Genomic DNA, 12128 nt, shown 5'->3' on the forward strand with positions numbered 1-12128 from the left:
TTTATTTCTTTCCGGAGATGACGACCGCGGCAGTGCGCCTGCGGCGCCCGTATTTGGCGATCTTCTTGAATTCACCAAAGCTGATGGACACTCCGCCATCCGGGTCACTGGAACGCGCCATAGGGTCCAGAAGGCGAAAAACCGCGCCGTCAAAGCCGGTGATTACCACCCAATGTGGCGTTTTCTCCCGGTGAAGCCGCCACAGACTGATGAGGACAATGGGCAGGCTTCCCATGCGCAATTGCTCAATCACGCTTTCTGGAGAGACGGGCCGGGCATGGACAGGAACACGGTGAGCCTCCAGTTCCAACCGGAAGTCGTTTTCCACCAGCTGGATGACGTCTTTCTTGAGAGGGTCGCGCACACTGTCCATGAAGAGTGATGCGCCAGCCGCTGCATAGACCGACACGTCAAAGCCGCGGCGCAATGCCGCATGCGCAAGTCCGAAAGGACCACACCCACCATGGCCCGCCGCCATAAAGACCGTTGTGGCCTCACGCCATAGGCGGATTTCGGCGGCTTGATTGACAGGGATGGACGGGTCCACGGCAGACATGGCCATCAGCAATGCGCAGGGCCCACAGGTGAAATCCAGCGTCTGGGCGTAGTGCCGCACCCGAGAGGCGTTCCCTTCTCGCGCCCGCGCGTCGTCGAAGAGGTCCTTCTGAAAGCACAAAGCGGCTTCGCCATCGCCGTAGTAGGCAAGCTTGCGGCCCATCCCCACGAATCCATGGCGAAGGAACAAGCGGTGTGCGCAGACATTGGAAGTCCTGCTCTCCAGCCTCAAAACCGCGCACCCGGCTTCTCGCGCGTCCCTGATCGCCGCGGTCAAAAGTTCAGCGGCTATGCCGGAACCCCGTACGGCAGACGCCACAGCGATCGAGTACAGGCGAGCTACAGAGGATCCCTTGCGGCGCAATACCACGCAGGCCCCCTCCAAGACTTCGCTCGATCTGCACACGAGAACGCGGGCCGACGGGCTGGCCAGCATGCGTTGCCAACTTCTGAACGAGATTCTGTCGTTCTCGAAAGCCGCGCGCTCCAGCCGATCGAGCGCGGCCAGATCGCCACGGTTCGCCGGCTCCACCTTGCTCCGATGGGAAGACGGCTTCATCGAAGACCGCGCCCGGATTTGCGCGCGCCCCGGTCAGATAGCTTCAATGCCATCCACGCGACGCCGATCGGAACCAGCAGTACCAGCAGCGCCAGCGACACATGCACCCAGTCATCCATGGATCGACCTTCCGGGATCGCAACGCCTGCGATCCGACAGCCACGCTCCCATGGATGGGGCCCACTGGATGCGGAGCGATGTCAATGGCACGGGAATTCCTCAGCACCAGCGACTTTCACCACGCGGCCAAACTCGGCGTGCGGCAACACGCGCATCACGCAGCACACGGTGTGCAATACATCCTTGCGTTGCACAAGCAAGCTGAGACTTGCCCGCTCGCGGGGCCTGTCCAGACACATTCGGTACCCCCGCAACCGGGCGCCCAGAGCCGAATGAAGTGTCTTTCGCAAGTCCTGTGCGTCGGTGCATGAAGCGACCAGGGGCAGTGCCACCAGAGAGGCCGGACCGTCGCACTCCCCGGGGAAGGGCAGCATGGCCACCCGGTGCAGGCTGATCCCTGCGTATGTTTGCAGCATGTCTTTCGCCACGGGGCCACCTTCAAAAAAAGGGGTAGTGGCATCTATTGAACATGCACCCAGTCTAGAAAGACTGGTGTAAATCGTTCGTAAAAACTGGGGTTCGAGCCGTCAATTCGTTGTCAAATTCCGCGGCCACATCACGCGACGAGGGAAACGCGCCGGGCGCACCGCTGCAGCCCTGGAGTTCATCGCTTGTGGAGTCACACCGCGAGTCGGTACCCCACTCCCGATTCAGTCAGCAAGTGACGAGGCTGCGCCGGATCTGCCTCGAGCTTCTGCCTGAGATGCCCCATGTAGATGCGCAGGTAGTGGCTCTGGTCCGACCGCATCGGCCCCCACACTTCGCGGAGCAGCTGTTTCTGGGTGATGACCCGTCCCGAATTGGCGACCAGCACCGACAGCATGCGGTACTCGGTCGGCGTCAGGTGGACTTCAACCCCGCCCTTGCGTACCAGCCGAGCGCTGCGGTCCACCTCCACGTCGCCAAAATGAAACGCTGGCTCCACCCCATCCACGGTGAGCCCATTTCCTGTCGCCGCACGCGGACGGCGAAGATTGGCACGCACGCGCGCCAGAAGCTCCCCCGTACCAAAGGGCTTGGTGAGATAGTCATCCGCTCCAGCATCGAGTGCGGAGACCTTGTCGGCCTCATCGGTGCGCGCAGACAGGACGATGATCGGCACGGCGGACCAGCCCCGCACGTCGCGGATCAGGTCAATGCCATCGCCGTCAGGCAACCCCAGGTCCAGCACCAGCAGATCGGGCTGGCGGGTACCCGCCGCAGACAGTCCTTCGCGCACCGTCGCGGCTTCATGAACCTGCCATCCTTCTGCTTCGAGCGCACTGCGAACGAAGCGCCGGATCTGCGGCTCATCCTCAACCACCAGCACGGTACGTATTTGCATCGTATCCCGGGGCGGCAACGCCCCGCTCCATATCTTCCAAATCGGGATCGGGGGGAGGCTCTCGGCGCGGGAGCGTGATGGTGAATTCCGCCCCGCCCCCGGTTGCGCTGGCAGCGGAGATCGTTCCGCCGTGCGCGTGCACCACCGCCTTGCAGATCGCCAACCCCAGGCCCACGCCCGGTGTCGCCGATTCAGCCTGTCCCCGGGTGAATTTCTCGAACAGCAGGTGTTCCCTGCCACGCACAGAGGGTGGCAGGCCAGGCCCGTGGTCCGTCACGGTCAACACCAGACTCCCTTCTGTCGCAAACGCCTTGATGACAACGGGCGGTGCGCCGTACTTGGCGGCATTCTCAAGCAAATTCACCAGCACGCGCTCAATGAGGACAGGATCGAACTCCACCAGCGGCAAATGGGCGGGGATTTCCGTGCGAACGGTCAACTCCTTCAGCGCGGGCTTGGCGGCGCGTATCGAGGCGCCCACGACTTCCTCGACCGACTGCCAGTCACGCCGCAAGTGGACACTTTGTCCCGAAACATCACTTTCCAGCCTGGCCATGTCCAGCAGGTTGCTGACCAGCGCGTTGAGCTGGTGCGCCTGATGCACGATGGCTTGTGCCACGGCATCGTGCTCCTCCGTCGGCAACCCCTTGAGCGATTCGGCCAGCGTGATCAGCGCCGTCAGCGGTGTTCTCACATCATGGGAGACAGCGCCCAGCAAGGCATTGCGCAGCCGCTCGGACTCCATGTCCACCACCGCCTTTTGCGCGATGTGGACGTAGTGCACACGTTCGAGCGCGATGGCGATCTGCCGGGCCAGGGTATCGAGTTGCTGAGCCTGCTCCGGAATCAGCAGCCACCTTGGGTGCGCGGGCTCCAGCGCCAGCACACCGCGCACCCTCATGGGCGCCTTGAGGGGGACATAGCGCCATGCCTGCGCCGCCAGAGTGCTCGTGGCCAGCCCCGCGCTCTGTCCTTGCCGCAAGGTCCAGTCGGCCACACTTTTGTCAAATTCCTGCGGCAGATCATCGGGGTAGTGAAGGCGGTCCGACGCGTCCAATGCAACCACCACCGCCCTGCCGCCAAAATGCCCCTGCACAGCCGCCGCGCCGATCTCGATGACCTGGCTCGTCTCCAGGGCCGCCGACAGCTCGCGCGCAAGCTCGAACAGCGATTGGGCCCGGCGCTCCCGGCTGTTGGACACTCCGGCCGCGAACCTGAGGCCGGCTGTGAGCTGCCCCACCAGAAGTCCCACCCCCAGCATCACGGCAAAAGTGACCACGTACTGCACGTCGCTGACCGCGAAAGACAGCCGCGGTGATACGAAGAAGAAATCGAAGGCCAGCACATTGAGCAGTGCGGCCATCGCCGCAGGCACGCGCCCGAATCGCATGGCGACCCCGACAACGCCGACCAGGTACAACATCACGATGTTGGTCAACTCCAGGACGCCGTGCAACAGAGTCGCCATCAACGTGACCGCAATGCTGGCACCGAGCGCCCAGAGGAAGCCCTGCCAGCGCGGGTGTGCGGCCTCGTCGGTTTCCCTGGCCTCAACGCCTACTTTGTGGCTCCAGAGTGCCTGCGGCAACCGCCTCGAACTACCCGCGCGCGCCGTTTCCACGATATCAAGCGAGGGGGCAAGTCCCGCGATTTCCCGGCCCACCTCCCTGGTCGAAGGCCACTTCTGCCACCAGCGCCGCGGCGCAGGACGACCCAGGACCAGGGTGGCGCAATTGAGGTGAAGCGCCTGTGCAGCCAGGGCCGGCGCAACGTGGTCGCCCGTCAGCACCGCCGTCTCGGCGCCCAGCTCCTGCGCCAGTTGCAGCACGGCCAGAATCCTGTCGCGCTGCGGTGCGTCCAGCCTCTGCAGGCGCGGTGTCTCCACGTATGCGGCATGCCACTTCACATTGAGCTGCCCTGCCAGGCGCGCGGCCGCGCGCACGGTCTGCGCGGCATCTTCGTTCGGCCCGACACACGCCAGTATGCTGCCCGAGGTGTTCCAGGCGGCAGACACGCGCTCGCCGGGAGTGCCTGACTGTTCGATCCGCCATCCCAGGACGTCGTCCTCCACATGCTCAGCGGTGCGGCGCAGTGCGATTTCGCGCAGGGCAATCAGGTTGCCCTTGCGGAAGAAGCTCTGGGCCGCACGCTCAGCCTGCTGGGGGACATACACCTTCCCTGCACTCAGGCGGGATATCAGTTCATCGGGGGTGGCGTCGACAAGCACCACTTCGTCCGCGTCGTCCAGCACGGTGTCGGGCACCGTCTCATGGACCCTGATCCCCGTGATCGCACCCACGGTCCCATTGAGGCTCTCCAGATGCTGGACATTGAGCGCAGTCCACACATCGATGCCCGCGGCGAGCAGTTCCTGGACATCCTGCCAGCGCTTGGCATGGCGGGATCCCTGCACGTTGGAGTGGGCAAGCTCATCCACCAGGAGGATGGCCGGCTTGCGTGCAAGGGCCGCGTCCAGGTCAAACTCAAGGAGCAGCCGGCCACGGTACTCCACCTCCTTGAGGGGCAATGCATCCAATCCCGCGAGCAAGGCCGCCGTCTCGGCTCTGCCATGGGTTTCCACCACCCCGATCAGAACGTCGCGGCCAGCGCCACGCTCCCGCTGCGCCGCACTGAGCATGGCCCAGGTCTTGCCCACCCCTGCATTGGCGCCGAAGTAGATGCGCAGCTTGCCGCGCGTGGTCTGCTCCTCCTGCGCGCGCAGTTGCGCGATCAACGCATCGGGGTCTGGGCGCTGCATGTCAGCCATGGCGTGCCTGGCTCCAAGCGGGCCCTATGGGCAAGAATGACAAAAGGCGGAATGCGGTGCTACCGTGCATCATTCAAGGCAAGATTCAGTGCCAGTACGTTCACCCTGGGTTCGCCAAGCAGGCCCAGGATCGGCTTTTCGGTGAGCTTGTCGACAAGGGCATTCACGCTCGCCACGGGGACGTTGCGGGCCCGCGCCACGCGGGCGGCTTGGTACTGTGCCGCCGCGACGCTGATATGCGGATCCAGACCGCTGGCGGACGCCGTCACCAGGTCCACGGGCACCGGCGCCAGATTGCCGGGGTCGGCCGCGCGCAATGCCTCCACGCGGGCCTTGACCGCATCGTTCAACGCCGGATTGAGGGGCCCCTGGTTGGAGCCTCCCGACGCCACCGCGTTGTAGGGCATGGGCGCCGTGGCCGACGGACGCCCCCAGAAATGCGCGGGTTCCGTGAAATTCTGGCCGATCGACGAAGAGCCAACGGCCTGGCCATTGCGCTGCACAAGGCTTCCCGCAGCCTCGTGGGGGAAAACGGCCTGCGCCGCTCCGGTAACGGCCAAGGGGTACAGCAAGCCCGTCAGCGCGCTGAGGGCTACAAACACGATAAGTGCTGGGCGAAGAATGTTTTTCATGGAAGGTTCCTCAAATCAGCCCTACGGCCACCAGTATCCAGTCAATCAGCTTGATGCCGACAAACGGCACGATCAAACCTCCGAGGCCATAGATCGCGAGGTTGCGGCGCAGCAGGGCCGCCGCCCCCACAGGGCGATACCGCACCCCTCGCAATGCCAGGGGGATCAGGAAGACGATCACCAGCGCATTGAAGATCACGGCCGACAAGATGGCAGACGACGGGCTCGCCAGTTGCATGACGTTGAGCGCGGAAAGCTGCGGATAGGTCGACACGAAAATGGCCGGAATGATGGCGAAATACTTCGCCACGTCGTTCGCGATCGAGAACGTCGTGAGAGAGCCTCGCGTCATCAAGAGCGCCTTTCCAGTCTCAACGACCTCCAGGAGTTTTGTCGGGTTGGAGTCCAGGTCGACCATGTTGCCAGCTTCCTTGGCGGCTTGCGTTCCGCTCCCCATCGCCACGGCGACATCGGCCTGCGCCAGTGCCGGCGCATCGTTGGTGCCGTCACCGGTCATGGCCACCAGTCGTCCTTCCGACTGGTACTTGCGGATCAGCGCCAGTTTGTCCTCCGGGGTCGCCTCCGCCAGGAAGTCATCGACCCCGGCCTCCGCGGCGATGAAGGCTGCCGTGAGTTTGTTGTCACCCGTGATCATGACGGTGCGGATGCCCATGCGGCGCAACTCGGCGAAGCGCTCCTTGATGCCGACCTTCACGACATCCTTGAGTTCCACAACACCGAGCACCTGACGCCCTTCCGTCACCACCAGGGGGGTGCTTCCCCGGTACGCCACCTGGTCGGCGGCGGCCGCCACTTCGTGTGGCATGGCGCCCCCCTGCGCTTCCACATGCCGCGCAATGGCTTGCACGGCTCCCTTGCGCAGCATGGTTGCGGGCTGCCCGGACGCTTCGACGGCAGGGAGGTCGACACCGCTCATCCGCGTCTGCGCAGTGAAAGGCACAAGCAGCACGCCCTGCGGATTCTCGTCGGGGGTGCCCGAACGGCGGGCCAGCTCGACGATGCTGCGCCCTTCAGGCGTCTCGTCCGCAAGCGATGCCAGCAAGGCTGCGCGGGCCAGGCGGCCAGGTGAAACCCCTGGAGCGGGCAGGAACGCACTGGCTTGGCGATTCCCGTGGGTAATGGTCCCGGTCTTGTCCAGCAGGAGCACATCGACATCTCCTGCGGCCTCCACGGCCCGCCCCGAGGTCGCAATCACGTTGGCCTGCATCATCCGGCTCATGCCAGCCACGCCAACGGCCGACAGCAGTCCACCGATGGTGGTCGGGATGAGGCACACCAGCAGGGCCACCAGGGCCGTCAGAGAGACGACAGTCCCAGCCGCTGAAGCCTGCACGCTGAAGATCGAAAAAGGCAGCAGGGTGACGGTGACCACCAGGAACACAATCGTCAATGCCACCAACAAGATCGTCAAGGCGACCTCATTGGGCGTCTTTTGCCGCTTGGCGGCCTCCACCATTCCAATCATCCGGTCCAGGAAAGACTCGCCTGGATTCACGGACACGCGCACCACGAGCCAATCGGAAAGCACGCGGGTGCCGCCCGTCACGGCGGAGAAGTCCCCACCGGACTCGCGAACCACCGGCGCAGATTCGCCGGTGATGGCACTTTCGTCGACAGAGGCTACGCCCTCGATCACTTCACCATCCAGCGGAATCACATCGCCCGCCTCCACCAGCACCACGTCGCCGCGGCGCAAGTTGGTGGCCTGCTCCGGCAGGAACGCGGAACCATGGACCGGCTCCTTGAGTTTCTTGGCCCAGGTTTCCTTGCGCAATCCACGCAAGGAGGCTGCCTGGGCCTTGCTGCGGCCTTCGGCCAACGCTTCGGCGAAGTTGGCGAACAGCACCGTAAACCAGAGCCAGACGGTGATGGCCAGCACGAAGCCCGGGCGCACGCTCGCATCCGCCGGTGCGTTGAGGGCATGCAGCCACAGCAGCGTGGTGAAGATGCTGCCGATGTACACGATGAACATCACCGGGTTGCGCCATTGAACCAGCGGGCTGAGCTTGGCCAGCGCCCCCCAGAACGCTGTCCGGATCAGGACAGGATCCAGCAGAGAAGTAGAAGTATTCTTTTTAGTCATCGGCAAACCTCACTTGGCCCAGAGCATCAGGTGCTCGACCATCGGACCCAAAGCCAGGGCAGGCACGTAGTTGAGAAGCCCCACCAGAAGCACGGTCCCCACGAGAAGAACCACGAACAGCGGCCCATGGGTGGGCATGGTGCCCGCCGTCACCGGCAGGCGCTTCTTCGCGGCCAGCGAACCAGCGATGGCCAGGACGGGCACGATCACTCCAAAGCGGCCAAACCACATTGCCAGCCCCAGCAGTACGTTGTAGAACGGCGTATTGGCAGACAGCCCCGCAAACGCGCTGCCGTTGTTGTTCGCGGCGGATGTCAATGCATAGAGGATTTCGGAGAACCCATGGGCGCCAGGGTTGGCAACGCCGGCCTGTCCTGCGCCCGCACTCACGGCAACCGCGGTACCCACGAGCACCAGGATCGGCGTTACCAGAATGGCGACCGATGTGAGCTTCATTTCGCGCACCTCGATCTTCTTGCCCAAATACTCGGGCGTCCGGCCGATCATGAGACCCGCCATGAACACGGCAAGGATGGCGAATACCAGCATGCCATAGAGGCCGGTGCCCACGCCGCCAAACACGACCTCGCCCAGTTGCATGAGAACCAGAGGCACCATGCCTCCCAGAGGCGTGAACGAGTCATGCATCGCGTTCACGGCGCCACATGAGGCAGCGGTGGTCACGGCCGCGAAAAGCGCTGACGCGGTGATTCCGAACCGCACTTCCTTGCCCTCCATGTTCCCGCCCGATTGCAGGGTGCTGACGGATTGGTCCACCCCCAGCGCACTCCATTGCGGATTGCCGGCCTGTTCCGCCGCGACAGCGGCCACGACGGCCACGACGAACATCACCGTCATCGCCGCCAGGATCGCGACGCCCTGGCGCTGGTCGCCAACAACACGGCCAAATGCGAAGCACAAGGCCGCGGGAATCAGAAAGATCGCCAGCATTTGCACGAAGTTCGTCAAGGCGGTGGGGTTCTCATAGGGATGGGCGGAGTTGGCGTTGAAGAACCCACCGCCGTTCGTGCCGAGCATCTTGATCGCCTCCTGCGAGGCCACCGGTCCCATGGCCAGCGTCTGGGTCTTGCTGGTCCTGCCCTCCATGACCGGTGCTCCGTCAGCACCTGTCACGGGCTGGCCTGCACCATCCAGCCTGGGCACTTCATAGGCCGTCTGCTCCAGGGTTGCGACCTCCTTGTAGGCGTCAAAATTCTGGATGACGCCCTGCCCGACCAGAACGAGCGCGATTACAAAGGAGGCCGGCACAAGCACCCAAGCCGTGATCCGGGTGACGTCGGTCCAGAAGTTTCCGACATATCCCTGTCCGTCGGTGCGCCGGGCCGCAAAGCCGCGGGCCAACGCGAACGCCACGGCGATACCGGTGGCAGCTGACAAGAAGTTCTGAACGGAAAGGCCAAGCATCTGCGTGAGATAGCTCATCGTGGATTCACCCGCGTAGCCCTGCCAGTTGGTATTGGCAACAAAACTGATGGCAGTGTTGAACGACGAGTCGCCGGACACCGCCCCCATTCCCTGGGGATTGAGCGGCAGCAGGTGCTGCAGGCGCTGCAGGCCATACACCGCCAATGCACCGATGGCATTGAACGCCAACAGTGCCTGCGCATATCCGTGCCAGTGCATCGACTGATCGGGAGCCACCCCGGCCATCTTGTAGAGCGGTTTTTCGGCCACATGCATCCACCGAGGCAACCGGCCCTCACACAGGGCGGCCAGCCATTTGCCCAGTGGCCATGCCAGGACGCCAAGCGCAACCAGAAAGAGCCCGAGCAGGCTCCAGGCAGAGGTTTCCATGTCAGAACTCCTCCGCGCAGATCAGCGCGAACACGAGATAGGCCAGCAAGGCAATGGCCACAAGCGCGCCAAAGCCATAAAGCACTTCGAGGCCGATCATGCGCGCTCACCCTTGGCCGGGCCGAATTTGCCCAGCAAAACCACGGCCTCGGCCATGGCCACCCACAGAGCCGCCAATGCGGCTATCCAGATCATGTCCATCGACAACTCCTGCATCAAAACGTGTGTTTGATTCTCAGGATGTCGCTGTAAAAAGTGTGCACAGACTGGGGAGGTCGCCGTAAAAACGGCGTAAAAATGCGGCCCTTGCGAGGGCCACCGATCTACCGGCGCCTGGCTGCTGGAACCCGCGCCCCGGACGGCTCCGCACCTGTTATCTAGAGCCAGCCCGCCTTGCGAAAGCGATAGTAGAGATAGCAACAGGTGGTGGCGATGAGGGCGATCGCAGTGGCGTATCCGTAGCGCCACTTGAGCTCCGGCATGTGCTCGAAATTCATGCCCCAGATTCCCGCGAACGCCGTGCACACGGCAAACAGACTGGCCCACGCAGCCAGGCGCTTGACGACCTCGCCATCCTCGATGGTGACCATGGACAGATTGACATGGATTGCCGTCCCGATCGTGTCGCGAATGGAGTCGATGGAGGTGTTGATCCGGCCAAGGTGGTCCACCACATCGCGGAAATACTCCTGAGAGCCAGCACAGATTTGTGGCACCCGGCCACCGTGCAGCTTGGCCGCACCTTCCAGCAATGGGGCAACGGCGTGCTTGAGCAGGGTAAGGCGCTGCTTGAGTTCATAGAGCCGCCGGATACTGGTCCGCGCGACACCCTTGGTGAATATCTGTTGCTCGATCGTTTCAAGCTCCACCTCGAGGGCATCGATGATCGGGAAGTAGCGATCGACCACCGCGTCCATCAGCGCATACAGCACAAATCCCGGCCCGCTGCGCAAGAGTTCAGGCTCTCTCTCACAACGCTCCCGCACATCCCAGAAGCCTCGCTCACTGCGGTTGCGCACCGACACCACATAGTTACTGCCCACGAACACATTGAGTTCGCCCAGCCTCGTGACGGTCTCGTGGTCCCCACCCGACTCCAGGAGATGAAGAACCACAAAAAGAGAAGGCCCGTATTCCTCGACTTTGGGCCGCTGATGGCCATGGCGGGCATCTTCCACCGCCAAGGGATGCAGGCCGAACTCCTTTTGCAACTCGTCAAGTTCTTCCGGGGTGGGGTCATGCAATGCCACCCACACGAAGCACCCGGGGAGCGATATGTGCTCACGGATCTCACGGACAGGAATGTCGGCGAGCTTGGTGCCATCCTCATACACGACGCAGTTGATCAACATCACAGCACCTCACGCAACACTGGATGCCGGCGATGTTGCCAGCGCGTCACGGTGTGTGGTTGGCGATTCGTGGCGTCCGTCGGCGCTCGGCAACATTTACGGCTTTGCCCGCATTCTTTACGAACTTTATATGCACGTTTTCCTACGCTTGCACCTTCGTTTGTTTCCGCAGGATTTCCTCCATGGCCTTCTCATGCTCCAAAGTGCTCGCCACTGCGCTCTTCGCCACCCTTCCCGTGCTGGCCAGCGCCCAGCTCACCGGCAACGTCAGCCTGACCACCAACTACAAGTTCCGCGGCCAGGACCAGGACACCTCCAAGGCCAGGGCCGTCAAGCCGGCGCTGCAAGGCGGCTTTGACTATGCCTTTGGTGAATCCGGCTTCTATGTGGGCAACTGGAACTCCAGCGTGGACTGGCTGTCGGGCAACTCGCTCGAATCCGATGTGTACGGGGGCTACAAGTTCAAGGCCGGCGACGCGGACCTGGACCTGGGCGTGCTGACCTACATCTACCCCGGCAACAGCAACGGCAACACCACCGAAGTCTATGGCGCGGCCACGTTCGGCCCCCTGACCGCCCGGTACTCGCACACACTGTCCAAGGACTACTTCGCCTACGCCGGCCCCGGCTTCAAGGGCCGCAACACCGGCTACCTGAACCTGGCATTCGCGCACGAAGTGGCCCCCAAGATCACGCTGAAGGCGTCCGTGGGTTTCACCCGCTTTGGTGGCGACATCACGGCCCCCAACTTCATGGACTACAGCGTGGGCGGTGCCTACGACTTCGGCTCGGGTGTGTCGCTGGGCGCTGCGGTGGCGGGCGCCAGCAAGAAAGAATTCTTCGGCCCCGTCAACAAGTCGCGCGTGATCGTCACGCTCACCAAAGTGCTTTGACTTCCTG

Annotated in this window: 10 protein-coding genes; 1 reads left to right on the forward strand and 9 read right to left on the reverse strand. The window is 63.3% G+C overall.

The window, feature by feature from the left end; genetic code table 11:
- Position 1: 1 nt before the first annotated feature.
- From ACAM51_RS09550 to ACAM51_RS09590, 9 genes are all read right to left on the reverse strand, one after another.
- Positions 2 to 1114, reverse strand: a complete 1113-nt coding sequence (locus ACAM51_RS09550; RefSeq protein ID WP_369643407.1) for a GNAT family N-acetyltransferase/peptidase C39 family protein — start codon at positions 1112 to 1114, stop codon at positions 2 to 4.
- Complete coding sequence (locus ACAM51_RS09555) at positions 1111 to 1233, reverse strand: hypothetical protein (protein ID WP_255591048.1); 123 nt, start codon at positions 1231 to 1233, stop codon at positions 1111 to 1113. The genes ACAM51_RS09550 and ACAM51_RS09555 overlap by 4 nt, the downstream gene beginning before the upstream one ends.
- 620 nt (positions 1234 to 1853) lie before the next feature.
- The gene (gene kdpE / locus ACAM51_RS09560) at positions 1854 to 2558 is read right to left on the reverse strand and encodes a two-component system response regulator KdpE (protein ID WP_255591049.1); all 705 of its coding nucleotides are present in this window, start codon (positions 2556 to 2558) and stop codon (positions 1854 to 1856) included.
- A complete protein-coding gene (locus tag ACAM51_RS09565; protein ID WP_369643408.1) occupies positions 2530 to 5325 on the reverse strand; it encodes a DUF4118 domain-containing protein in 2796 nt (931 codons plus the stop codon). The genes kdpE and ACAM51_RS09565 overlap by 29 nt, the downstream gene beginning before the upstream one ends.
- Positions 5326 to 5384: 59 nt before the next feature.
- Positions 5385 to 5957: a potassium-transporting ATPase subunit KdpC gene (gene kdpC, locus ACAM51_RS09570; protein ID WP_369643409.1), complete on the reverse strand. Its 573-nt coding sequence runs from the start codon at positions 5955 to 5957 to the stop codon at positions 5385 to 5387.
- A 10-nt stretch (positions 5958 to 5967) separates the two neighbouring features.
- On the reverse strand, positions 5968 to 8061 hold the full coding sequence (gene kdpB, locus ACAM51_RS09575; protein ID WP_369643410.1) for a potassium-transporting ATPase subunit KdpB: 2094 nt from the start codon (positions 8059 to 8061) through the stop codon (positions 5968 to 5970).
- Positions 8062 to 8070: 9 nt separating this feature from the next.
- Positions 8071 to 9876, reverse strand: a complete 1806-nt coding sequence (gene kdpA / locus ACAM51_RS09580) for a potassium-transporting ATPase subunit KdpA (RefSeq protein ID WP_369643411.1) — start codon at positions 9874 to 9876, stop codon at positions 8071 to 8073.
- 1 nt (position 9877) lies between these two features.
- Positions 9878 to 9976 carry a K(+)-transporting ATPase subunit F gene (gene kdpF, locus ACAM51_RS09585; RefSeq protein ID WP_218296189.1) on the reverse strand — a complete coding sequence of 33 codons (99 nt, stop codon included), beginning with the start codon at positions 9974 to 9976 and terminating at the stop codon, positions 9878 to 9880.
- Between the two features lie 277 nt (positions 9977 to 10253).
- On the reverse strand, positions 10254 to 11228 hold the full coding sequence (locus ACAM51_RS09590) for a magnesium and cobalt transport protein CorA (RefSeq protein WP_369643412.1): 975 nt from the start codon (positions 11226 to 11228) through the stop codon (positions 10254 to 10256).
- Between the two features lie 182 nt (positions 11229 to 11410).
- Here ACAM51_RS09590 and ACAM51_RS09595 point away from each other — a divergent pair, with 182 nt between their 5' ends.
- A complete protein-coding gene (locus ACAM51_RS09595; protein WP_369643413.1) occupies positions 11411 to 12121 on the forward strand; it encodes a TorF family putative porin in 711 nt (236 codons plus the stop codon).
- Positions 12122 to 12128: the final 7 nt, after the last annotated feature.

The sequence above is a fragment of the Acidovorax sp. A79 genome, assembly GCF_041154505.1.
GTDB lineage: Bacteria > Pseudomonadota > Gammaproteobacteria > Burkholderiales > Burkholderiaceae_C > Acidovorax.

Excerpts from the sequence above, each read along its gene's own strand:
- ACAM51_RS09565 (WP_369643408.1), bottom strand. The coding sequence starts at position 5,325 with ATGGCTGACATGCAGCGCCCAGACCCCGATGCGTTGATCGCGCAACTG.
- kdpF (WP_218296189.1), bottom strand. The coding sequence starts at position 9,976 with ATGATCGGCCTCGAAGTGCTTTATGGCTTTGGCGCGCTTGTGGCCATT.
- kdpE (WP_255591049.1), bottom strand. The coding sequence starts at position 2,558 with ATGCAAATACGTACCGTGCTGGTGGTTGAGGATGAGCCGCAGATCCGG.
- kdpC (WP_369643409.1), bottom strand. The coding sequence starts at position 5,957 with ATGAAAAACATTCTTCGCCCAGCACTTATCGTGTTTGTAGCCCTCAGC.
- ACAM51_RS09550 (WP_369643407.1), bottom strand. The coding sequence starts at position 1,114 with ATGAAGCCGTCTTCCCATCGGAGCAAGGTGGAGCCGGCGAACCGTGGC.
- kdpB (WP_369643410.1), bottom strand. The coding sequence starts at position 8,061 with ATGACTAAAAAGAATACTTCTACTTCTCTGCTGGATCCTGTCCTGATC.
- ACAM51_RS09590 (WP_369643412.1), bottom strand. The coding sequence starts at position 11,228 with ATGTTGATCAACTGCGTCGTGTATGAGGATGGCACCAAGCTCGCCGAC.
- ACAM51_RS09595 (WP_369643413.1), top strand. The coding sequence starts at position 11,411 with ATGGCCTTCTCATGCTCCAAAGTGCTCGCCACTGCGCTCTTCGCCACC.
- kdpA (WP_369643411.1), bottom strand. The coding sequence starts at position 9,876 with ATGGAAACCTCTGCCTGGAGCCTGCTCGGGCTCTTTCTGGTTGCGCTT.
- ACAM51_RS09555 (WP_255591048.1), bottom strand. The coding sequence starts at position 1,233 with ATGGATGACTGGGTGCATGTGTCGCTGGCGCTGCTGGTACTGCTGGTT.